Origin of the sequence: Nocardia sp. 852002-20019_SCH5090214 (assembly GCF_001665865.1) — a bacterium.
GTDB classification, from domain to species: Bacteria; Actinomycetota; Actinomycetes; order Mycobacteriales; family Mycobacteriaceae; genus Nocardia; species Nocardia nova.
In genome coordinates this window covers 17,998-40,623 of sequence record NZ_LZMK01000017.1, presented here as the reverse complement: position 1 = coordinate 40,623, position 22,626 = coordinate 17,998, and the positions used below count along the sequence as shown (strand labels likewise).

Annotated in this window: 24 protein-coding genes and 1 tRNA gene; 6 read left to right on the top strand and 19 right to left on the bottom strand. The window is 67.6% G+C overall.

Annotation, left to right across the window (positions count from 1 at the left end; genetic code table 11):
• Positions 1 to 4 precede the first annotated feature (4 nt).
• The 4 genes from A5780_RS01585 to A5780_RS01570 form a co-directional block, all read right to left on the bottom strand.
• Positions 5 to 868: an ABC transporter permease gene (locus A5780_RS01585; protein ID WP_030515596.1), complete on the bottom strand. Its 864-nt coding sequence runs from the start codon at positions 866 to 868 to the stop codon at positions 5 to 7.
• Position 869: 1 nt separating this feature from the next.
• A complete protein-coding gene (locus tag A5780_RS01580) occupies positions 870 to 1,688 on the bottom strand; it encodes an ABC transporter permease (protein ID WP_036524691.1) in 819 nt (272 codons plus the stop codon).
• A 303-nt stretch (positions 1,689 to 1,991) separates the two neighbouring features.
• Entirely contained in the window at positions 1,992 to 2,183 is a 192-nt protein-coding gene (locus tag A5780_RS01575; protein ID WP_063017565.1) for a hypothetical protein, read from the bottom strand.
• Between the two features lie 2 nt (positions 2,184 to 2,185).
• A complete protein-coding gene (locus tag A5780_RS01570) occupies positions 2,186 to 2,410 on the bottom strand; it encodes a hypothetical protein (protein WP_030515593.1) in 225 nt (74 codons plus the stop codon).
• Positions 2,411 to 2,880: 470 nt separating this feature from the next.
• On the opposite strand from A5780_RS01570, the gene A5780_RS01565 reads away from it, so the two are divergent.
• A complete protein-coding gene (locus tag A5780_RS01565; protein ID WP_030515592.1) occupies positions 2,881 to 3,129 on the top strand; it encodes a hypothetical protein in 249 nt (82 codons plus the stop codon).
• A 35-nt stretch (positions 3,130 to 3,164) separates the two neighbouring features.
• On the opposite strand, the gene A5780_RS01560 is transcribed toward A5780_RS01565, so the two are convergent.
• Genes A5780_RS01560 through A5780_RS01535 form a run of 6 tightly spaced genes read right to left on the bottom strand, consistent with a single transcriptional unit; the run spans position 3,165 to position 7,605 of the window.
• Entirely contained in the window at positions 3,165 to 3,404 is a 240-nt protein-coding gene (locus A5780_RS01560) for a ferredoxin (RefSeq protein ID WP_063017561.1), read from the bottom strand.
• A gap of 3 nt (positions 3,405 to 3,407) precedes the next feature.
• Complete coding sequence (locus A5780_RS01555) at positions 3,408 to 4,490, bottom strand: NADH-ubiquinone oxidoreductase-F iron-sulfur binding region domain-containing protein (RefSeq protein WP_064907535.1); 1,083 nt, start codon at positions 4,488 to 4,490, stop codon at positions 3,408 to 3,410.
• Positions 4,487 to 5,053 (bottom strand): ferric reductase-like transmembrane domain-containing protein, encoded by a 567-nt coding sequence (locus A5780_RS01550; RefSeq protein ID WP_064907534.1) that lies wholly within the window; start codon positions 5,051 to 5,053, stop codon positions 4,487 to 4,489. Before A5780_RS01550 ends, A5780_RS01555 begins: the two co-directional genes overlap by 4 nt.
• Entirely contained in the window at positions 5,050 to 6,030 is a 981-nt protein-coding gene (locus A5780_RS01545) for an FAD:protein FMN transferase (protein WP_064907533.1), read from the bottom strand. The genes A5780_RS01550 and A5780_RS01545 overlap by 4 nt, the downstream gene beginning before the upstream one ends.
• On the bottom strand, positions 6,027 to 6,329 hold the full coding sequence (locus A5780_RS01540) for a hypothetical protein (protein WP_063017555.1): 303 nt from the start codon (positions 6,327 to 6,329) through the stop codon (positions 6,027 to 6,029). The genes A5780_RS01545 and A5780_RS01540 overlap by 4 nt, the downstream gene beginning before the upstream one ends.
• 52 nt (positions 6,330 to 6,381) lie before the next feature.
• Entirely contained in the window at positions 6,382 to 7,605 is a 1,224-nt protein-coding gene (locus tag A5780_RS01535; protein WP_064907532.1) for an oxygenase MpaB family protein, read from the bottom strand.
• A gap of 141 nt (positions 7,606 to 7,746) precedes the next feature.
• Here A5780_RS01535 and A5780_RS01530 point away from each other — a divergent pair, with 141 nt between their 5' ends.
• Positions 7,747 to 8,445, top strand: a complete 699-nt coding sequence (locus A5780_RS01530; RefSeq protein WP_197521641.1) for a TetR/AcrR family transcriptional regulator — start codon at positions 7,747 to 7,749, stop codon at positions 8,443 to 8,445.
• 465 nt (positions 8,446 to 8,910) lie between these two features.
• Here A5780_RS01530 and A5780_RS01525 read toward each other — a convergent pair.
• Positions 8,911 to 8,983, bottom strand: a tRNA-Ala gene (locus A5780_RS01525).
• Positions 8,984 to 9,108: 125 nt separating this feature from the next.
• On the opposite strand from A5780_RS01525, the gene A5780_RS01520 reads away from it, so the two are divergent.
• A complete protein-coding gene (locus A5780_RS01520; RefSeq protein ID WP_082976224.1) occupies positions 9,109 to 10,542 on the top strand; it encodes a DUF222 domain-containing protein in 1,434 nt (477 codons plus the stop codon).
• Positions 10,543 to 10,600: 58 nt separating this feature from the next.
• Positions 10,601 to 10,834: a hypothetical protein gene (locus A5780_RS01515; RefSeq protein ID WP_063017548.1), complete on the top strand. Its 234-nt coding sequence runs from the start codon at positions 10,601 to 10,603 to the stop codon at positions 10,832 to 10,834.
• A gap of 88 nt (positions 10,835 to 10,922) precedes the next feature.
• Here the strand turns inward: A5780_RS01515 and A5780_RS01510 are convergent, their stop codons facing one another.
• Both A5780_RS01510 and A5780_RS01505 read right to left on the bottom strand, forming a co-directional pair.
• Complete coding sequence (locus A5780_RS01510; RefSeq protein WP_307617971.1) at positions 10,923 to 11,660, bottom strand: thioredoxin domain-containing protein; 738 nt, start codon at positions 11,658 to 11,660, stop codon at positions 10,923 to 10,925.
• Between the two features lie 75 nt (positions 11,661 to 11,735).
• Complete coding sequence (locus tag A5780_RS01505) at positions 11,736 to 12,332, bottom strand: TetR/AcrR family transcriptional regulator (RefSeq protein ID WP_063017546.1); 597 nt, start codon at positions 12,330 to 12,332, stop codon at positions 11,736 to 11,738.
• Between the two features lie 94 nt (positions 12,333 to 12,426).
• On the opposite strand from A5780_RS01505, the gene A5780_RS01500 reads away from it, so the two are divergent.
• Together A5780_RS01500 and A5780_RS01495 are read left to right on the top strand one after the other, a co-directional pair.
• The gene (locus A5780_RS01500; protein WP_231982787.1) at positions 12,427 to 13,254 is read left to right on the top strand and encodes an SDR family oxidoreductase; all 828 of its coding nucleotides are present in this window, start codon (positions 12,427 to 12,429) and stop codon (positions 13,252 to 13,254) included.
• Positions 13,255 to 13,334: 80 nt separating this feature from the next.
• The gene (locus tag A5780_RS01495) at positions 13,335 to 14,360 is read left to right on the top strand and encodes a hypothetical protein (protein ID WP_064907548.1); all 1,026 of its coding nucleotides are present in this window, start codon (positions 13,335 to 13,337) and stop codon (positions 14,358 to 14,360) included.
• A gap of 107 nt (positions 14,361 to 14,467) precedes the next feature.
• On the opposite strand, the gene A5780_RS01490 is transcribed toward A5780_RS01495, so the two are convergent.
• The 6 genes from A5780_RS01490 to A5780_RS01465 form a co-directional block, all read right to left on the bottom strand.
• A complete protein-coding gene (locus A5780_RS01490; RefSeq protein WP_064907529.1) occupies positions 14,468 to 15,169 on the bottom strand; it encodes a hypothetical protein in 702 nt (233 codons plus the stop codon).
• Between the two features lie 168 nt (positions 15,170 to 15,337).
• The gene (locus A5780_RS01485) at positions 15,338 to 16,519 is read right to left on the bottom strand and encodes a S9 family peptidase (protein ID WP_064907528.1); all 1,182 of its coding nucleotides are present in this window, start codon (positions 16,517 to 16,519) and stop codon (positions 15,338 to 15,340) included.
• Positions 16,520 to 16,643: 124 nt separating this feature from the next.
• Entirely contained in the window at positions 16,644 to 17,858 is a 1,215-nt protein-coding gene (locus A5780_RS01480) for an MFS transporter (protein WP_174555038.1), read from the bottom strand.
• Positions 17,859 to 17,872: 14 nt separating this feature from the next.
• A complete protein-coding gene (gene pgm, locus A5780_RS01475) occupies positions 17,873 to 19,528 on the bottom strand; it encodes a phosphoglucomutase (alpha-D-glucose-1,6-bisphosphate-dependent) (protein ID WP_064904428.1) in 1,656 nt (551 codons plus the stop codon).
• A gap of 47 nt (positions 19,529 to 19,575) precedes the next feature.
• Entirely contained in the window at positions 19,576 to 19,977 is a 402-nt protein-coding gene (locus A5780_RS01470) for a DUF190 domain-containing protein (RefSeq protein ID WP_081879496.1), read from the bottom strand.
• Positions 19,978 to 21,006: 1,029 nt separating this feature from the next.
• A complete protein-coding gene (locus tag A5780_RS01465) occupies positions 21,007 to 22,524 on the bottom strand; it encodes an MFS transporter (RefSeq protein WP_030515554.1) in 1,518 nt (505 codons plus the stop codon).
• Between the last annotated feature and the right edge of the window lie 102 nt (positions 22,525 to 22,626).

The window sequence follows — 22,626 nt, the reverse complement described above, 5'->3', positions numbered from 1 at the left end:
ACACCTATCCTGAGATCCGGAATCCGGGGTCGATGCCCCAAATCGCCAGGGTGAGAAAGAGATTCGCGAAAACCATCACGACGATCACCATCTTGATCGCCCGCCCGGCCGCGACCCCGACGCCCTCCGGGCCGCCGCTGGCGACATAGCCGTAGTAGCACTGGATGAAGGTCGCGAGCAGCGTGAAGATCACGACCTTCAGCAGCGAATAGAAGACGTCCGGCCCGATCAGGAACTGGAAGAAGTAGTGGTCGTAGGTCCCCGCGGTAGTGCCGCCGAGGAACAGCACCGTCAGTTTAGTGGTCAGGTAGGCGGCGGCCAGACCCACGCTGTAGAGCGGCACGATCGTCACCGTCGCGGCAATCATCCGAGTGCTGACCAGGTACGGCAGCGGCCGGATCGCGCACGATTCCAGCGCGTCGATCTCCTCGGAGATCCGCATCGAGCCCAGCTGCGCGGTGAACCGGCAACCGGATTGGATCGCGAAGGCCAGGGTCGCCAGGATGGGCGCCAACTCCCGGGTGGTCGCGAATCCGGCGATGGCGCCGGTCAGCGGGCTCATGGTCAGGAGGTTCAACGCCGTGAAGGACTCCATTCCGACGATGATGCCGCCGAACGAGCACAGGATGAACACCACGCCGATGGTGCCGCCACCCACGATCAGCGACCCGTTACCCCAGCTCACATCCGCGGTCAGCCGGGCAAGTTCCTTCCGATAGTGCTTGACCACGAACGGAATCGCGGCCACCGCCTGGAAGAAGGTGATGGTCTGATGCCCGAGACGCTGGTTCGCGTGCACCGGTGCGAGCGCGGCGTTTCCGACGGCCCGCAGCGGCCGGGCTACGGGCGGGGTGTAGGAGCTGGCCATCTCACGCGACCTTCGTCGGGAGCAAGGTATTCGACAGCTGAGTCAGAATGATGTTGGTGGCGAACAACATCAACGCGGAGCTGACCACCGCGGAGTTCACCGAATTCGCGACTCCGGCCGGGCCGCCGCTGGTGTGCAGGCCCACATCGCAGGCGATGATCGCCGTCAGCGCGCCGAAGATCGCGGCCTTGGTCAAGGCGATCAACAGGTCGCTGGCCACCGCGAACGACGCGAACGATCCGATGAAGGATCCGGGGGTACCGGACTGCGCGTACACATTGAACATGTACGCCGTCGCGAATCCGACGAAAACGATGAAGCCGCACAGCAATACGCTCACCAGCACCGCCGCGGCCAGGCGGGGGGCGACCAGCCGGCGCACCGGATCGACACCCATCACCCGCATGGCGTCGATCTCCTCGCGGATCGTCCGGGAGCCGAGATCGGCGCAGATCGCCGAACCCACCGCACCGGCGATCATCAGCGCGGAGACCAGCGGCGCGCCCTGCCGGATGATTCCCAGTGCGGCAACGGAACCGATGAACGTCGTCGCGCCGACCTGGTTCACCAGGGCACCGACCTCGATGGACACCACGACGGCGATGGGAATGGCCACGAACACGGTCGGCGCGGCCGAGACGTTGGCCATGAAGGCGCACTGTTTGATGAATTCCTGGTACGGAAACCGGCGCTTGATCATCGCGACGAAGAGCTGAACGAATGCCTCCCGCCCCAGCGCGACCTGCCGGCCGAGGGTCTCCAGCGAGCGTTGCGGATGCCGGCGCCAGAGGCCGCCGGCCGCATCGACAAGTCGCTGCAGCTCACCCTCGTCGGCGGTCCGCCAGGGCGGAACCGGCGGGTCCGGCCGATCGGAGGCTCGGGTCGACGTCACAGCGGTCGTTCCTTTCTCACGCTCACCGCTTGTCGCAGACAGCGGCAACCAGGCCGCCCGGCGTTGAGCGTGTGAAGTGTTACACACCGTTTCGGTGCGACACAAGATAGTAAGTTATCGACTGTTCTCGAATTGGAGAACCCGACAGGATGCGACGGAAGTACGGTCAAGACCCTGGAACCGACGCGGCAAGTTACGGAATATTCCGAGCTTGTGCAGCCGTCACCCGGATCATCCCGGGAGGTTCTCCAAGTAGTGCTGCAGCAGCACGAGCAACGCCCCCAGGAGTGCGATCCCGGCGCCCACGGCACACAGCACCGCGACCCACAGGCCGAATCGGAGAACGGGATTGACCTTGATTCGCCCACCGAGGATCTTGACTCCGATCACCACGATGTCGATGAGCCACACCAGCGCCATCATGACTAGGTCATGCAGACGTTCGAGAAGGTGAGCACGGGCCAGCACACGATCGATCCCAGGAACGAGATGATCACGTCGATGCCGTGCATCTGCTTCAGGTGCGAGGTGTGCGTCAGGGTCCAGATGACCCCGATGATGCCGTACGGCACAGCGAGGATGATGAGTGTCCCGAGGAATTCGGACACCTTCATCTCGTAGCTCAGAAGCCGATCGAGTCGCTTCAGCATTGCGACACAGGTCCTTTCACCCATCGGCCGGACATCCGGTGCCCGCACCTCCCGCACGCACCGGATGCGGGCACCCTTGCCCGTCGGCCGCGGCGCCCGGTCATCCGCGGGGCCGCGAGAGCGTATGTTACTCCATATTCACAGTTTTGGAAGACGTAGCCCAGCACCTGTCGAACGACGGATATTCGGTGCTCATACGGACTATGGTTTGCTCTGGGACTTGTCACAATGCACGCAGAAGTTATGATGAATTCATGCCAAATGCAGCGCTCACGACTTAGCATGGAACGGTGTCGTCGACCGTGGAACGGTCCCCATGCGGCGTGACCAGGACGGACTCGGCACGACCGTTGCATGAGCCCGGCGGTACCGCAGGGGGATCGCCGGTCTCGGCAGCGGATCCACCGGGACACGGCCGGCTCGATTGTCGGTCACCGGCACCGCCGCGTCCGCCGAATCGAAGGATCACCGTGCACAGCGAAATCCCCCAGCCGAGCGGCGTATCCGGACGGCGCAGCATCGCCGCTGTCCGATCGCGCGAAATTCTCAACTACTTCGGCAAATGCCAAGCCTGCGGCTACCCGGCGCAGGCCGTCCTGCGGACGACGCTCTACAGCGACGGCACCATCACCGACGCGGTCATCGCGACCTGCGCCTCGCCGTGCGGGTGGTCCGGCACGGCAGCGCCCACGGTGATGACGGTGCGCACCGAACTATGACGTCGACCGCTCTGAGCGCCAATGCATTTCGCTCGTCAGCATGCCGGCGGTGCCACCCACCGCAGGGCCGCGGCCGGGCAGAGTTTGATCGCCTCGGTGGCGAGCGCGGGGTCCGGTTCGGCGGCGCCGAGCACGGGGTAGCCCCAGTCGTCCAGGACGATCTGCTCCGGCAGGATGTGGGCGCAGATACCGTGGCCGGTGCACGCGATCCGATCGATCGCCAGCGCGCCGGAGGTGGGTCGTGCGATGCCGAGGGCCCGAGCTGTGAGGGACACGATTCATCCTTGTCGTGCGGTCGGAAAACGTTTGCTACCAATACTTTCGACGAGTAACGAGCTACCGAAGACGTCCAAGGCGGAGGCCAGGAACCGGGCCACTCCGTCGGGAAAGCGGCACGCACCTCGCCCCGGAACACGGGGGAGCCTACGGAGGAGCCGCTCGGCGGTGTCGGCCGGAGCTCGCCGGTCCAGCAGGTCGATCAGATCGTCACGCAGGGCGGGCAATCCGAACATGCACGGGCCGCACTGGCCGGCCGATTCACCCGCCGCATAGGTCAGCGCGGACAGCACCACCTGCCATGGATCGCTGCCCGCGGCGACGACACGAAATACGCCGGCGCCGGTTCCGATTCCGAACGGCGCCAGAGCATTTCGCGACCACAGCGTATGACGCGCCTCGGCGGGCAGGAACCCACCGCTCAAACCGTTCACCCACAGGGCCTGCGGGCCGACGGTGAGACCGCCCGCCCGATCGAGAATTTCGGACAGGGGCAGGCCCGCCTCCGCGCCGTGCACACCCGGATTGCGGACGCCGTCGGCAACTGTCACCAGCCGCGGGCCGGGCTCGTCGGGCGTTCCGTAGGAGCGGAACCAGCCCGGACCGTACTCGGCGATCTGCTGAATCCGCCATACGGTTTCGACGTTGAGCACCAGGGTCGGCGCCAGCCGCCGCCCCCGCGGGTCCCGGCCGCCGACGGTGATGGGTTCGAACCGCATCACCGGTCGCGCCGGACCACCGTGCGCCAGCCGGACCAGCGCCGACTCCTCCGACGACACGTATCGCCGTGGTACCGCGAGCGTGTCCACGCCGGCCGCGTCCAGGAGGGCGAGCGTCTCGGAGCCGCGATGCGCGGCCACCCGCACCCGCTGCGCCGTAATTCGCCGGGCGCCGTCGAGCACTTCGGGGAGATGGTGCGCGACGACCCATGCGTCCTTGGACGAATCCATCTCTCCGTCACAGGCATTGACGATCAACTCGGCCCGGTGGCGGGCCGCGAGTTCGAGTTTGGCGGCGGTGGGAAAGTTCGCGCCGCCGCGGCCGCGCAACCCCGCAGCCCTCAGCAGGTCCGCCGGCCCGGTCATGTCCACTCCTGAGAAGCGATGTCGGAGCGGCGATGCCGCTGTGCGTCGGGAACGGCCCACCGCCAGACGGCACCGACCGCCAGCGCCGCACCGCAGCCCACGGTGACGGCGAGCAGCGCCGGATCCGCGGCCGAGGACATCGTCACTCCGTGTACCACCGCCAGCGGCGCCATCGCGTACGCGAGCAGGTGCACCGCACGCCACATCCGAGTCGGCAACCGGTGGCGCAGCAGCGATGTCGCGACGACCGCCAGGACGATGTCCACGGCGAGGGTTCCCAGCGCGACCCACTGCCGCTCGTAACCGGCCGTGAACGGCACCACCGTCGACAGCCATCCGAGATCGACATACGTATCGACCGCCGCGGTGCCGATATGCGCGGCCAGGAAGACGATCAGGCCCAGGGCGAGCGTGCGATGCAGTCCCATCGCCACGGCCGATACGGCGAGCCGGGGCCGCAACCGCGCGGCCGTGAACATCCCGAGCAACGCCACGACAGTCAGCAGTACAAGAGTGACCACGCCGGCGGCGCGCGAGACGTACCACAGCCACGGACTGGTCATGACACGTGCCGCTTCCGCGCCGCGGTCGGGGCGGGCCAGCCCGGAGTCGTCACCACCTCGTGGTCGACCGTCATCAGGCTGGCGGGCACGCCGCGATCGGTCAGCCAGCGCGGCGCCTGATCGTCGAGAACGATCGCGGCCGTCGACGCCGCATTGGCCTGCACCGCATCGGGTCCCGCGCAGGTGACCTGCGCCCACCGCGTCCGGGCGGAGCGTCCGGTGCGCGGATCGATGATGTGATGGCGGCGTACGCCGCCGCGCATCCACGTGCGCAGCCGCGTCGACGACGTCGCGAACGCCTGCCCGGTCGAGGTGACGACCTGCACCACGACGTCGTTCCAATCCTTCACCCCGATGGACCACCCGTACTGCGGGACGGCGCCCGCGACGGCGATGTCACCGCCCAGATTCACCAGATATCCACCCGGTCCGGTCGCGGCCAGCTCGGCGGCGATCGTGTCCGCCGCCCACGCCTTCGCACTCGCGCCCAGATCCAGTGCGGTTCCCGCCGGCAACGTCACCTCCCACCGCTGCTCGTCGAAGATCATGTGCCGCAACGGAACCGAGCTCGGATCACATGCGGCCGGGCCCACGTCACCGCGGGCGCGCACCACATCCAGATCGTCGTCGTAGCCACAGGCGATCAGCGCGGCCCCCAGGGAGGCCGAGACCAACCCCGAGGTCAGGCGCTGGGTACGCATCGCCGCCCGCAGGCACGACCCGAGGGTCGGGCCGACCGGAATGCGCAGCTGCTCCGACCGGCCCCGGCGGGCCGCGTCGGCGCTGCGCGAATTGATCACGGCGAGTTCGGAATCCGCGCGAAAGCGCGAGGCGGCACGATCGAGTTCGTCCAGTCGCGCGCGGACCAGGCCGACCGCGCGCGCCAGCTCCCGGGCATCGGTGCAAACCACCACGACCGATGTTCCGATCGCCGGAAACGTCTCCGAGGCCGCCACCGCGCCTCGCCCGGTGCTCATGACCCGGCGGTGTGCTCGTGCGGATCGCTGTCGGAATGCTGCACCGGCGGCGTGGGCGTCCACTCCCCCGGCCGGCCGCTTTCCGGTTGCGGCGCAGGAGAAGTCGGCGCCGAGACCGGATCGGCCGTCCGCACGTCCACGGGCACCCGTTCCACGGTTCCCGCGGGTTTCGCCGCATGGCCGATGGTGCCGCCCTGCACCGCCAGTTCCACGGCGAGTCCACCGACGGCGACCGTCGCGGCGACGAATATTCCGGTTGCGCCGCGCCGGATACGTGAGAGATTCGGATTGGTTGTCATTTCTGTTCCACCTTCGCCTCCGGTATCGCTTGTCGCCCGCGAAGTCGGCGAATCACCTGTTGGTCTGCGGGATCTCGATGCTGAGCGGCATCCGCAGTTCGGCCATGTACCACAGCACGAACTGGCGCAGGAATTCGTCGAACAGCCAGGTCGCGTCCGCGGTCGGCGGGATCACGCCCGTCACGCCCTCGCGCACGGCGACGAACGGGCCCCAACTGAACTTCAGCAGCGGATCCCACACCGGTTCCCGCGCGATCCGCAGATCGTCGGCGATCTTGTCGCCCAGGATGAATCGGGTGAACGCGCCCAGAATCGGCTTGCTGAGCAGCGTCAGATCGAGGTCGAAGCCCAGGTCCATGAGGTTGTGCGCGAGCTCGATCCCCTCCGGCGTCGCTTCGATGATCGGGTCCAGTTGCTGCTTGGCCTGAGCATCGGCCTGCTCCCACGTCGCGGGAATGTATTCGTCGCGAATGCCGAGGAAGTGGCCGGCCAGCTGCCAGGTATGCAGGTAGCCCTCCGATTCGACCTGCGGAATCTGCAGATTCCAGGCCCGGAAGGTCCGCATGATGGTCGTGGCGAGGCTGTGCCAGGTGACCATCTTGTCGTCCTGGCTGATCGGGATATGTTCGGTCGGCCAATGCGGCGACTGCGGCAGCAGATGCCGGACCGCGGCATGAATGATACGAGTCTTGACGCAGGTCACGATCATTTCGCCGCCCGGCTGGTAGGCGTTGACCGTGCCGATGTCGTAGCCGAATTTCGCGGTCTTGGCGATGCGGTCCTTCAGATGCGAGCCGCCCCGCGAGTAGTACACCGCGCGCGCCTCGTGCGGAATGACGTTCGCCATCATGCCGCTGGCGAAGGCGTAGAGCACGCCCAGATAGGTTCCCCGCTTCTTGTTGAATTCGAAGCCGGCCGCCATCTTGGCCTCGTCCGCCCACGACGGCAGCTGCCGCGCGTACTCCATGAAGTCGCGCATATTCTTCGGCAAGCCCTCGGGAATGGGCTGCTCGTTGCGCACCCAGGTGCGGAGCAGATTGTTGATCCGCGGGATGTCCTCGTGGTCCATGACGTCGGCGATCACCGGATCGGCCTCCGGATCCCACATCGTCAGCGGGTCCGCCCCGCCGCCGCTGCCGACCACGGAACCGCTCGGCGACCACGTCCACGGATCCGCGCGCGCCGTTCGCGCGCCGAGTGCGAGCGCCCCCGCCGCACCGAGTAATCCACCGCCTGCTCGCAGGGCGTCGCGCCTGCTGAGACCCAGTCCGTCCATGCTATTGTCCCTCTTCATTGAGAAGCAGATACAGAGATACAAACTCTGTATCTGAGTATCTTGATGAGACCACACCGTGGCCGCGATCACAAGAAGTTGTCAGGATTTTCGAAACGAAGCGCGTGAGAGGACACCGTGAAGTTGGGATCACCGCCCTCGAAGGGTTCAGGAAACGGCACGTCACCACTCGAACGCGCCTATACGGATGCGGTCGACCAGGTCGGCGAGGGCGACGACATCCGCGCGCGCATCCTCGACGCGGCGGTCGAACAGTTCGGCGCCCTCGGCGTTCGCCGCTCGACGATGGATGACGTGGCCCGGCGGGCGAACGTTTCCCGCATCACCGTCTACCGTCGTTTCGCGACGAAGGACGCCCTGGTCGAGCAGGTGATCGTGCGCGAATATCGGCGCTGGTTCGACCGCTTCCTGGTCGACATCCGGCACGCGCGCACCGCCGCCGACCGGGTCGTCCTCGGTTTCGTCAGTTCATTGCGGGCGATCCGCGAGAACCCGATCATCGGTGGCCTGCTCGCCGCCGAACCCGACATGCTGCTCGGATCCATGATCGGCGATCAGGGCCACACCGTCGCCATGGTGCGCCGGTTCGTGGCCGACCAGCTCCGCCGCGAGCAGCGCGCCGGCCACGTGGCGCGGGAGGTCGACGTCGATCTGGTGGCCGAGTTGATGGTCCGGATCTCCGCCTCCTATCTCGCGCTTCCCAGCCAGGTCATCGATCTCGACGACGACGAGCAGGTGGCGGCCCTGGCCCGGCACTTTCTCGTGCCGATGCTCGAGCCGCCGCGCGACTCCGGCGCGGATGCGCCCGCTACTGGGCGCTGATCCCCGCAGACCCGAGATCGAGCTGATTGAGCAGATTCTGAATCAGGACATAGGGGTTCATCGTCGAAGCCTCCGTCTCCACGGTGAGCGGGCGGCTGCCGCGAGCAGTGCGGGCCCAACGGTCGGGCCCACCTCTTGGCAGCTCAGAATATTGATTAACATACATAACTAAGCCCAGGGCTGTCTACAGTTTCGACGAAGAATGGCGAGCAACTTAGTGGCGGCACAGAAGCCATGGGCGGGGAGTCGAGAACCGGTCCGGCACAGCAGGTGAGCGACCGCCATCGCGCGCCCCGGAGCCGGCCGAGCAACCAATGCGCGACCACGGAATCGGGGGCGACGTCAACGGCACATAGAGAGAGGGGCTCGCAGGGCGAGAACGGAACCGACCGATGCCCCGGAGGATTCAGCACCCGGAAACGACTGTGGGCCAGGATGGAAATTCCATCCTGGCCCACAGATGAGTGGAGCTAAGGGGACTCGAACCCCTGACCCCCACACTGCCAGTGTGGTGCGCTACCAGCTGCGCCATAGCCCCAGGTTTTCGCACCTCGGGGGTGTTCCCCGCGTGCTTGAAAGAAGTTACACCACCTGGACTCGGCGTACCAAATCGCCTGCGTACAGGGGTGGTGGAACACACGTTCGAACGATAGACTCGAACACATGTTCGATGGCAGAGAGCTTCAGGCGATGAGCGACGAGGGGCTGGTCGATGCGCTGCGACGGGCACATGGGGCGGCGGCATTCGCACAGGCGGCGGAGGTGCGGGCGGTGCGCGAGTTGTATCGGCGGCATCGCGCCGGCAACGCCGCGCCCGGACCGGGCGGGGTGCGGGCGGGAGAGTTCGCCGCCGCGGAGGTCTCGACGGCGGTACAGATATCCGAGCAGGTCGCGGCCGCACTGATCGATATCGGGCTGGCGCTGGACACCTTGCCGCATACCCGGGAGGCGTTCGGATCGGGCCGCATCGATCTGTCGCGGGTGCAGGTGATCGTCGACAACGTCCGCGGACTGTCCAGCGATCTACTCGCCGATGTGGAAGTTCCGCTGGTCGAGGCCGCGGCACGAACCACACCGGCCCGGCTGCGGCAGACCGCACGTCGCTGGTTGAGCCGGGTGGACGGCCCCGGCGAGCAGCGCCGGCGGGAACAGCGCGAGGACTGCCGCGATATCCGCCTGACCGCGGTCCAGGACGGCGCGGCGGTCGTGGCGGGGCTGCTGCCCGCGGACGGGGCCCAAACGGTCGCGATGCGACTGCGGGACATGGCATACGAGGTCTGCTCCGAGGACCCGCGCACCATGCCGCAACGCCGCGCGGACGCACTCGTCGCCCTCGCCGAGGGCGCGGAGCGACTCGATTGCGCCTGCGGACGGGGAAAGCGCTGCACCGCAACAGGTTCCGAATCATCCGCATCGAATGTCCCACGCAGGTCCGGGCGAGCCCGGACTCGCCGCCCGCTGATCCAGGTCGGTGTCAGCGCCGAAGCCCTGAGCGGGGAGAGCGAGGAGCCCGCCTATCTGGCGGGCTACGGGCCGATCGACGCGGAACTTGCTCGGCGGATCGCCGAACGGGGTGAATCGGTCACCATCGCCGAATCCGCCCTCCGAATCGACGGACTGTGCGCATTCCCGGGCTGCGTAATGCCCGCGGTGGCAACCGATATGCCCGTGCCGGAGGGGAGCACGGGCATTACCGATGTGGATCGGTCCGGCGATACCGTCCACGGCTCGAGACATCGGCGTGGCGCCCCCGGACGGTTCACGTTGTGTCCCCATCATTCCCGCTTGGCGCTGCTCACCGTGCAGCACAAGACTCGCTGGGAGGTGCGGCGGCTCGATGCGGACCGGCTGCGGTGGACGAGCCCGACCGGGGATGTGCACACCACGGTCGACGAGATAGGCCGTTATCTGTTTCCGCACCGGGATTCCGAAACGCCCGTCGTCGGTTCCGGCCCGGTCACCACATCCGTTGCAGCAGCGCCTGTTTCGACACTCGACCCGGGCTACCCGATCGGAGAACACGCTCTGGTGCATCGACGACTCGCGGAGGGCACTCCGGAGGACTGTCTCCTGTCCGGTGAAAGTTACCGCCGCTGAACAACTTTCGTTCCACTACTACTGCCCACCCCAGTGATCGGAGGACACCGCGAACACCATGACTTGCCAGGATCGTCCACCCGCGCCGACCGTTATCGACGCCGGTGTGGAACGGGAACGGATCGCCGCGCTCGAGAAGTTGCGGCTCCGGCTGGAATCCGAACTCGACCGGACGGCCGCGGGCGCCGGATATGCCGCCATGGCGGGACAATTGCGTGACACCGTGAACGCGATCGCGGACGCCCGCAATCGCATCTACGAGGTGCTGCTCGGCGACGACGAAATCTGTTGAACGCCGGCTCTACGACTCCGGCCCGGGCGGTTGGGGATACCGTCCGGGCCGGGACCTCGACCAGCGCGACGTCGCCGCGCGACTGCGATCAGCTCACGAGCTTGGTGACCCAATCCGAATTTTCCACATCGACATTCTTACCGCCGTCGAGCACGGTGGGTGTCTGCACCTGACCGACCGCATCCTTCAACGCCGCCAGCGACGACTGGGCGTGGTTGCGCGCGGAATCCACCCGGTCGCCCTTGGCGATACAGGACTGCACCTCCGCTGACGCACCGGAATCCTTGGCGATCGCGGCCAATTCATCGTTGGTCAGATTGCCGCCGTCCTCACTGGGCTGCTTCGTGGTGAACAGCGCCATGTGGAACTTCGAAAACACCGGTCCGTCACCGGCATCGGCCACACATTCGCTCGCGGCCACCGCGCGGGTCGAATAGTCCTTACTGCTGGACTTGGGATCCAGGAAGTTCACGAACCGATAGCGCACCGCGAGCTTTCCCTGGTCGATCGCTTTGGCGATCTGCTGTCCGTAGTAATGCTCGAGCGCCCCGCAGGACGGGCACATCGGATCCTCGAACATATCGATGGTCTTCGCGGCCGAAGTCTTACCGAGCACGATCGCGCCGTCGGAATCCAGTAGTGCCTGGACCGCCGGATCGTGCGCGGCGCCGTAACCGTCCTCCTGCACCGTCAGACCATGGTCGCTGTTCCAGCGCACGACGAGCACCACGATCACCGCGACCACGACCAGAGCCACCGCACCCAGTGCGTAGGTGGTGCGGTTCGACATCGGTCGCGGGGTGTATTTCGAATCCGAGGAATTCACGGCGTCCACTCTGCCAAAACCGGTCCGTCGCCGGAATCCGGCCGTCAGATTTCCCGGCAACCGGATTTCACCCGCCTACGCCCGCGGTTCCTCCGCCTCGCTCGCGGGCACGCCGACCAGCCCGTAGAGGACCAATTCCTCGAGCGACCGGGCGAAACCCTCCGTATCGTCGATATCCCGGATACACATGGCGAACAAGGCGGCACCGGCGATCATGTCCAGCACCGTGTCGGAGTCGATTCCGCCACGCACGGCCCCGGAATCGAGATACCGCGCGAGTTCGCGCCGGGTCGGCGTATCCAGTCGTGCCGAAAGTTTCTGGTACAGACCGGAATCCGCTCGCATCTCGGTCATCAACCCGGGCATCGCCTCGCGCGCGGGCCGGGCCCCGAAGAGGTGAATCGTGCCCCGGATAACCGTGCGGATCTCCTCGATCAGATCGCTCGCCTCGTCCTCGCCGCCCACATCCGGAAAGACCGCTCGCGCGATCAGATGCGCCTTCGACGGCCAGCGCCGGTAGATGGCGGGCCGGCTCACCCCGGCCCGGGTGGCGATCGCATCGATCGAGACGGCGGCATAGCCGCGTTCCACCAGCAGCTCGCGTGCGGCCTCGAGGACCGCTCGATCCACCTCCGGATCGCGATGCGGACCGAGTCGATGGCGAGCGTTCACGACACAACCGTCCTTGTCAGCGCGAGCATCAGTCGTTACAGTCTGTCACATCTGAGTCGTTACATTCTGTAACTGCTGAATCCGAGGAGAAGTCGTGTCCACTACCGACCAGCCGATCGTCACCGCGGATACCTACCGGCCACTCCCCCTACTCGAGGGCAAGGTCGTCGTGCTGTCGGGTGTCGGCCCGGGCCTGGGCCGCGCGCTGGGCGCCGAGGCCGCCCGCATGGGCGCGGATCTGGTGCTGGTCAGCCGCACCGAACGCCGGCTGGAGAAGATGGCCGAGGTGGTGCGGTCCCGCGGCCGCAAGGCACTGGTGGTGCCCACCGACATCACCGACGAGGAGCAGCGGCGGGCGCTGGTGGACCGCGCCCTCGCCGAATTCGGCCGGGTGGACTGCCTGATCAACAACGCCTTCGCGATCCCGCCGATGGAACCGATCACCGGCATCGAACTGGACGCCTTGCGGACCGCGAACGAGACCAATGTCTTCGCGCCACTGCGGCTTTCGACGCTGTTCGCCGATGCGCTGGCCGCGACACGCGGCTCGATAATCATGCTCAATTCCTGTGTGAGCTTCGATTCCGAGCCGATCTACGCCGGCTACAAGCTGTCGAAAGGCACACTCGCTCATTTGGCCTCGTCGCTGGCGACCGAATTGGGCCCGCGCGGTATCCGGGTCAACAGTGTCGCGCCCTCCTACATCTACGAGGACGTGAACAAGGCCTACTTCGACTGGCTCGCCGCCCAGGACGGCGTCACCCACGAGGAGATCTACCGGCGCAAGGCCGAGCCGACCGACCTCAAACGCCTCGCCTCCCCCGAAGAGGTGGCCCGCGCCGCCCTGTTCCTGGCCACCGACCTCGCCTCCGCCGTGACGGGCCAGATTCTCACCGTCGACTGCGGCGAATACCATAACTGAAATACTCACGGCTGCAAGGAGTTCCGGTGACCGACGCGAAGAAGCGAATCGTCCTCTGGGGTACCGGTGTGGTGGGCTCCATGGTGCTCGCCGAGATCATCCGCCATCCGCTCTTCGAACTCGTAGGCGTCGGCGTCAGCAACGCGGACAAGGTCGGGCGCGACGCCGGACTGCTGTGCGGGGGTGGTGAAACCGGCATCCGGGCCACGGATTCGGTGGAGGAACTGATCGCACTGCGCCCGGATGCGGTGGTGCATTACGGGCCGACCGCACAGTTCGCCGACGAGAACATCCGGGTCATCGGGTCGTTCCTGCGGGCGGGAATCGACGTGTGCTCCACCGCGATGACACCGTGGGTGTGGCCGGATATGGCGCAGACCCCCGCCGCCTGGCGCGATCCGATCACCGAGGCCTGCGCGGCGGGCGGCGCGTCCTGCTTCACCACCGGTATCGATCCCGGCTTCGCCAACGACCTGTTCCCGATGACTCTGCTGGGCCTGTGTGGCGAGGTGGAGTCGGTACGCGCCTCGGAGCTACTCGACTACACCGCCTACGCAGGCGATTACGAGGTCGAGATGGGCATCGGGCGGCCGCCGGAATTCCAGGCCATGCTGGAGATCCCCGATCTGCTGATCATGGCCTGGGGCGCCACCGTGCCGATGATCGCGACCGCCGTGGGCATCGAACTCGACGCCGTCACCACCACCTGGGAGAAATGGGTGACACCCGTGGATCGCCCGTCCGCGAAGGGCGTCGTCGCGGCCGGCAACGTCGCCGCCATCCGGTTCACCATCAACGGCGTCTACCACGGCCGCGAGGTCATCACCCTCGAACACGTCAACCGCATCGGCACCGACGCGGCTCCCGACTGGCCCGCCGGCACGAAGGACGATGTGTATCGGGTCGATATCGTCGGCTCGCCGTCCATTTCTCAGGAGACGTCCTTCCGGTTCACCGACGGATCCGGGCGCACGCCCGCCGTGGCGGGATGTCTCGCCACCGGAATGCGTGCCCTGAATGCCGTCCCCGCGGTCAACGCCCTGCCACCCGGCTGGGTGACGCCGCTCGACCTTCCTCTCGTTCCGGGAGTCGGCACCATCCGCTGACCTGCCGAAAGATGCTCTCCCTCAGCATCTTTCACAGCACAGCGCCGAACTCGCACCGGATGCCGCGTGGCCGCCGGCGCGAGTTCGGCGCCGATACAACACAATTCTCACTTCGCCGGCTGGCCCTTCGGGACGAACGGCTCGTTGACGGTGGTGAAGTACTGGACGACCGAGGCGACGGCCACCGGGGCCGCGACCAGCAAGGCGCCGGCGAAGGCACCGACTCCCGCCCCCACGGCGATACCGGCCAAGCAGCCCGCCAGGGGGCCCGCGCCGAACAACGCCGCCAGAATCCCGGTGACGACGGCCCCGACCAGCGCTCCGCCCACACATCCGGCGATACCACCGATCGCGGTGCCGACCGCAGCGCCACCTGCTGCGGCGGTCGTAATCTGCAGTGCCGCACGGGAAAACGCCGCCTGCTCCCGCTCGTAGCGGGTGCGCCACGGCGCCTCGTCCTCGAAGGGCAGCGCGACCGGGGCCAGAGTGGCGGTGTGGTCACGAATCGACGCCTCCACCGGATAGTCGACGTCGTCGACGCGAATCGTCAGCGGGATTCCGGCCAGCACCACACCGGAGGCGGATCTGATCCGGAAGATCCCGTCCGAGACGTCCATCGAGCCGGAATCGGTGGTGATCTCCGCTGCGCCACCGGTATTCACGGCCCGGTAGTGCACAGCGTCGTCGGGCACCGTACCGCTCGGCGCCGCGGCATCCGACGGGACAGGACCGGCCGTGGCGTATGCGGACGAAGCGGTGACGGTCGCGATGGCGAGCGTGGTGGCGGCTATCCAGCGTTGAGCCCTCATCGGTTCTCCTCTCGAAACTCACCGTGGCACTGCGGAATTGCCGAACGAGGCCGACGGTGATGCGCAAACAACATGCATATGGAACATGTCACAGTGCATGGAGTCGCGGTCTCGGGCTCTCATTCAGCGGGACCCGGTCGATGCGAGCTATCTGCGGCACAGCGAGATTCAGCGCCCGCAGGTGGCGGGCGTCGACTCGCCCGCCATCACCCGCGCCACGAAATCCTGGGCGTCGGCCAGAGACGCGGACACACTGCCGCGATGATCCTGGCCGGCGTAGACCCGGTAATCGACGTGCACTCCCCTGCCGCACAAGCTTTTCACCAGCGCGTCGGTCCCCGGTTGCGCGACGGCGGCATCGGCCGTGCCCTGCGCGATCAATGTCGGGACGGTCGGCGTCACGCGGCTGGGGTCCTGCGCGTCCAGATAGCGGGTCAGCGGTCCGACGTCCGCGTTCGGCGCGAAGACCTGGGCCGGCGGCACCGGTGGCACCGCGCGGATCTGGGCGAGGCATCCGGTCCGCGCGGCCGTGAGCAGCGGCGCGGCCTGTGGCGTCACCAATGCGTCCGGATCGATGGCCGGTTCGGCGGCATGGGCCCCCAGCAGAATCACCGGCAGGAAAGCCTCGGCGGCTTCGGCGCCGGGGCGATTCGATCGCAGGTAGTCGACGGTGCCGCTGAGCCCCACCCCGCCGGGCGCGATCGACACCGCACCCTTCAGCTCCAACTCGGGCGCCCGCTCGGCCCCGGCCTGCGCGGTGAACAAGGCCGCCTGTCCGCCCTGGCTGTGCCCGGCGACCACCCAGCGTTTCCCGATCGAGGCATCCAGCGCCCGGGCCGCGCGCACGATGTCGACGACCGTATCAGCCTCGCTCGTGCCGTTGATGTACGGATGCCCGCCGGGTGTACCGAGCCCCTCGTAGTCGGTCTGGACCACCGCGTAGCCCTTGGCGATCCAGGCGTCGAGGACCCGGTTCACCGGCCCCAGGTAATCGTGGTCCGGGCCGTCCGCGGTGTCGGCGGAAGGGGCACAGGTGTCGGCGTAACCGGTGGTGCCGTGCGCCCAGCTGAGCACCGGCCAGCCGTCCTTCGGCGGCGCTCCCGCGGGCACCGCGACGGTGCCCGACACCACGATCGGCTGCCCGTGCGCATCGTCGGAGACATAGGTGATCAGGCGAGTGCTCGCCGCGCCGGACAGAGCGGCGCCATTCGTCAGCGGCCGCGCGGTCAGCAACTGCCCCGCGCGCAGGGCGGCAGGGGCGGCTGGATCGGTATCGGACGCCCCGGAGCAGGCGGCGGCCAGCAATCCCACTGCCAGGGCACCGACGCCGATCCGAGCCGATTTACCCATGCGACGAGCCGGCACAATGATCTCCGATCTATGGATCCAGTAGGTCGGCCACAGGGTAGGGCGGTCGCGGCGATCGAAAGCCGATGCTCCCGCCAGGTAGGACCGCGCGGCCGAGTGGCGGAAATCAGTCGACGGTCGCGGTGACCGGATGCCGCCGCAGCGGCTCTCGCACCACCGTCCATCCGGCCGCGGCCACCACCAGCAGCGCACCGGTCACCGCGAGCGCGAATCCGAACGATGCCCGCTGTGCCAGCCACCCGATCGCGATCGGGCCCACCACGGTGCCCAGATCGGCGGCCATCTGAAATCCGGCCAGCACCGGGCCGCCGCGCGCCCGCGGGCCGATCACATCGGCGACGGCGGCCTGCTGCGCGGGTGTGTACATTCCCGAGCCCAGACCGGCCACGAACGAGGCCCCCAGCAGCCACACCAGATTCGGCGCGAGCCCCAGCGCGATCGTGCCCGTCGCGCACACGAGGGTGCCGGCGATCAGGAAGGGTCTGCGCCCCCACCGATCCGACATCCGGCCGGAGGCGAACAGCACCGCGGCGTTTCCCGCGGCGAAAACCGTCAACGCCACGCCGGCGACTCCCGGCGATTCGCCGAGTACCTCCACCACCAGCAGCGGAACCAGCGCCATCCGCACGCCGAACACCGCCGCGCCGTTGGCGAAATTGGACCACAGCACCGCGCGGTACACCGGATCCGCCAGTGCGCGGCCGAAACTCACCACCGGCATGGGCTCCGCGCCCACCGGTTCGGCCAGCTGCGATCCGCGCAGCTTCCAGAACACCACCGCACTCGCCGCCAGCAGGGCCACCGCGTAGATCGCGAACGGGGCGCGCAATCCCAGCCCGCTCAGCGCACCGCCGAGCAGCGGACCGGCCAGCGAGCCGATCAGGAAACTGGTGGACCACAACCCCGAGACCCGTCCGCGTTCGCCGGGCGGCGACAACCGGATGACCAGCCCCAGCGAGGACACCGTGAACATGGTGGATCCGATTCCACCCAGCGAACGCAGCACGATCAGCTGCCAATAGGTCTGCGCCAGCGCGCACGCGCCCGTGGACAGGGCCACGATCAGCAGACCTGTCAGATACAGCGCGCGCTCACCGAATCGCTGGACCAGCCGCCCGCTCACCGGCGCGAACAGCAGGCGCATCAGCGCGAAACTGCTCACGATCGCCGAGGCGGCCGCGACGCCGACGCCGAAGCTGCGCGCGAACTGCGGCAATGCCGGTGCGACCAGCCCGAATCCGAGGGCGATGATGAATGCCGCGCCGATCAGCACCCAGGTCTCGGCGGGCAGCCGGGAACCGGCACCGTAACTATCGCTCACCACATTTCCGCGAATCAGTCGACCGCGGGCTCCTCGATGCCGAGTGCGCGTCCGACCACTTCCTCCGCCGCCGCCTGCACCCGAGTCAGATGTTCGGGCCCCTCGAAGGATTCGGCGTAGATCTTGTACTTGTCCTCGGTGCCCGACGGGCGCGCCGCGAACCACGCGTTCTCGGTGGTCACCTTCACCCCGCCCAGCGCCGCGCCGTTGCCGCGGGCGCGGGTCTGCACCGACAGCACCGATTCCCCCGCGATTTCGGTGGTGGCGATGTCGTCCGGCGTCAGCGCGGCCAGCCGCCGCTTCTGCTCGGCATTTGCGACGGCATCGATGCGAGCGTAAGCCGGTGTGCCGTAACGCTTTTCGAGTTCGGCATAGCGCGCCGACGGACTCTGGCCCGTGACCGCGGTGATCTCGGCGGCCAGCAGTGCCAGCAGGATGCCGTCCTTGTCCGTGGTCCACACCGTACCGTCGTGGCGCAGGAACGAGGCTCCGGCGCTCTCCTCGCCACCGAAAGCCAGGGAACCACTGAACAATCCGGGGACGAACCATTTGAAGCCGACCGGCACCTCGTGGGTCTGCCGGCCCAGCACGCCCACCACCCGATCGATCATCGAGGAGGTCACCGCGGTCTTGCCGATCTTGGTCAGCGCGTCCCACCCCATCCGGTTCGCGACCAGATATTCGATCGCCACCGCCAGGAAGTGGTTCGGATTCATCAATCCCGCATCGGGTGTCACGATGCCGTGCCGGTCGGCGTCGGCGTCGTTGCCGGTGGAGATGTCGTAGTCGTCGCGGATCGCCACCAGCGAGGCCATCGCATAGCGCGAGGACGGATCCATCCGGATCTTGCCGTCGCTGTCGAGGGTCATGAACCGCCAGGTCGGGTCGACGAACGGATTGACCACCTCGAGTTCGAGGTCGTAGCGCTGGCCGATCTCCTCCCAGTAGTCGACGCTGGCCCCGCCCATCGGATCCGCGCCCAGCCGGATACCGGCGCCGCGCACGGCGTCCAGATTCAACACGTTCGGCAGATCGGCGATGTACTGATCGAGGTAGTCGTAGCGCTGCACACCGGTGGCCAGCGCGTGCTGCAGCGTGGTGCGTTTGATCCCGGCCAGCCCGCCGCGCAGCAGTTCGTTGGCGCGGTCGGCGATGGCGTCGGTCGCGACGGTGTCGGCCGGGCCGCCGTGCGGCGGGTTGTATTTGAAACCGCCGTCGCGGGGCGGATTGTGCGAAGGCGTGACCACGATGCCGTCGGCCTGATGGCGGGTGCCGCCCCGATTGTGGCGCAGCACAGCGTGACTGAGCGCCGGAGTGGGCGTGTAGCGCCCGCGACTGTCGATCACGGCGGTCACGTCGTTGGCGGCCAGCACCTCCAGCGCGGTGGTCCACGCCGGTTCCGAGAGCGCGTGGGTGTCGCGAGCCAGATATACCGGGCCGGTGATACCGCGGGTGGCGCGATACTCGACGATCGCCTGTGTGATGGCGAGGATATGCGCCTCGTTGAACGCACAATCGAGGCTCGAACCGCGGTGTCCGGAGGTACCGAATGCCACCTGCTGCGCGGGTTCGGCAGGATCGGGGATGCGGCTGTAGTACGCCGTCACCAGATGCGGCAGATCCTCGAGATCGCCGGCCCGCGCCGGTCGGCCGGCTCGATCGTGGGCCATGCTCGGGCCTCCCTTCCTCGGCACCTGCGCCCGGCTCGTCATCACAATCACGGCGACACCCCGCCCGACTGCCACACCTGGACCGCGGACAAGGTCACGGTCCCGGATTCGAAGAGTTCGGCGTTGGCTACCACGAAATCGCGCAGCAGCTGCGAATCGTCGATGATCATCACCATCACGGGCAGGTTCTCGGCGAGATCCAGCATGCGGGTGGTGTGGATGCGCGAGGAGACGCCGTAGCCCTCCATACCGCGCCAGACACTGGCCCCGGCCAGGCCGCTGTCGCGAGCCCGCCGCACGATCTCGTGATAGCGGGGCCGATGCTTGTAGTGGTCGTCCTCACCCAGCAGCACCGTCAAGCGGGCCGCGGACCGCCAGCGTGGATCCGGCTGCCACGCATCGGCTTCGGTGACGATCTGCATCGCGGACTCGTCCGGTGCTTCACTCATCGCCAACCCCCTGTCGTCGTGCCGTACCAGTTGTCCGTTCTGCCGCGCCGCGCGCTGTCACCACCGTCCGCCCGTCCATCCGAGCGGCGGACCCGCCACACCCGATCCGTGCAGTCTAGAACGTCGTCCGATCGGGCGGAGCAGCGGTCGCATATGCCACAGAGAGCTGTCCAGACTAACGGATTCGCTTGCGACGAGCAAAAACTCGTGCGCAGGACGCTCGCCCCCTCCGGCGTGTCCATCACCGTGGCGCCGGTCCGCGAACCCACCTGGTGCACCTCCCTGCCCGACCGAATGTGTGGAGCCATGCTAACTGTCAGCGACCGAGCCGCGGCCCGCATCCGGGTCGCGCGGGCTCGCCGCACCGGCTGTGCGCCCGCGACCGGCCGAGGTCCGGGGCGACGGATTCGCCCTGCCCTGTTCGGCTCGTGCCCGCCGGACGGCGGGCCGCACAGGGCTCGATGCCACTCACCCCGAACCGCTTCACCAGCACCGCCCTGTCGCTAGCCATCGGTTTGCTCACGGCGCCACGGAGAGTAACAACCGAATTCGCACCGGTCTCTGCCCGGATGGACGCCGGCGCATCGCGGCCCCGTCCACGGCGGCAGCCGCCGAACGGCGTTCGGGCGCGTCCCTCTCGTATCGGCACCTGCCGATCCTGGGACTCAGGGCACGAGGTGCGGCTCGTCGACGCGCCGCCAATCGGCCTACTTCGGTCGCGCCCACCACCACCGGCGGCCGGGGGGAGCGTGCGAACAGCACGCGGCGGCGGATACGAACCACGCGAGAACCACGACATCGCGGTATTCCGTGCCGGTGCCGCCTTCGCGTTCGGCGAACCGTTCACCGGGTTTCGCACCTGACGCCTCGCCCGCGCCCCCGCACTGCCACCCGCACCACCATCGGAACCCGCACCACAGCCGGCATCGGCATCGACCGATACATGACGGCGCCCCGGACTCCACGAGTCCGGGGCACCGTCCCTATTCGATTGTCCCGCAGCGTTCTACGCGGCCGCAGGTGCCGAACTCAGTGCGCCAGCACCGGCTCGCCCTCGGCCGGGGCCGGTGCGGTGCTGGGCATCAGCACCGCCGCGAGGACCGCGCCGACCACGAAAATCGCTGTCGCCCACCAGAAGCTGGTGGTGTAGCTCTTGATCAGCGATTCGGCGACCGCGAGCTGGCTGGGCTGGCGGCCCGACAGGTAGTTCGCCGCCGCCGAGGACGCGATGGTACTCAGCAACGCGGTGCCGATCGAACCACCGACCTGCTGGCTGGTGTTCACCATCGCCGATGCCACACCGGCATCCTCGTGGTGCACGCCGGCGGTCGAGCCCTGGAAGGCGGTCGACATGGCGCCACCGAGACCCAGGCCCAGCAGAATCAGCGCCGGGAGGATGTGCGAGGCGTAGCCGGTGTCCAGTCCGATGCGGGTCAGCCACGCCATCCCGGCGGCCGCGACCAGGAAGCCCGCGGCGACGGTGATCTTCGGTCCGATCTTGGGCAGCAGCAGCGAGGGCACGGTGGTCGAGGAGGCGATCATCGCCGCGATCATCGGCAGGAACGCGACGCCGGTCATGATCGGCGAGTACTTCAGCGTCAGCTGCATGTAGTAGGTCAGGAACAGGAAGATCGCGAACATCCCGATACCCATGACGAAGACCGTCATGTAGGAACCGGCCCGGGTGCGGTCGAGCAGGATCCGCAGCGGCAGCAGCGGATGCTCGACCCGGGTCTGGAGCCACGCGAACACACCCAGCAGCACCGTGCCGCCGATGAGGAAGGCCAGGGTGAGCCCGTTGGACCAGCCGTGCGATTCCGCGTGCGAGAAGCCGTAGACGATGCCGAACAGGGCGGCACTGACCGTGACCGTGCCCGGGATGTCGAGCTTGGGCCGGTGCTCGGCGGTGTGCTTGGCCAGCAGCAGCACGGCGCCGACCAGCGCGACGGCGGCGAAGATCAGGTTGACGTACATCACCCAGCGCCACGAGGCCCATTCGGTGAGCGCGCCACCTAGCAGCAGGCCGAGCGCACCACCGGTACCGGCGACGGCGCCGAAGATGCCGAAGGCCTTGGCCCGCTCCGACGGTTCGGTGAAGGTCACCGTCAGCAGCGACAGCGCGGCGGGCGCGAGCAGTGCGCCGAACACGCCCTGGGCGACGCGAGCCACGACGAGCATTTCGAATCCGTTGGCGGCGCCACCGACCGCGGAGGCGACCGCGAAGCCGACCAATCCGATGATGAAGGTCGTACGCCTGCCGAACAGGTCGCTCAGCCGGCCACCCAGCAGCAGCAGGCTGCCGAAGGCGAGGGCATAACCGGTGACCACCCACTGGCGGTCGGCATTGGAGAAGCCGAGGTCCAACTGCGCCTCGGGAAGTGCGATATTCACCACGGTCGCGTCCAGCACGACCATCAGCTGGGCGACGCCGAGTACGGCGAGCACCCACCAGCGCATTGCGTGCGAGCCACGGCGGCCCGCGGAGCCGGAGGACTGCCTCGACGGCAGGTCCGACCGGCTCTTTTCGAGATCGATCGCGGAAGTCATGGGTCCCCTTGTCCGACGACGGTTGTGGTGGAGTTGAAGTGGAGGAGTCGTCTCCGCTTACATGGAAAGCTATCACGATAACGGAGAGAGCGCCTCCGGTTA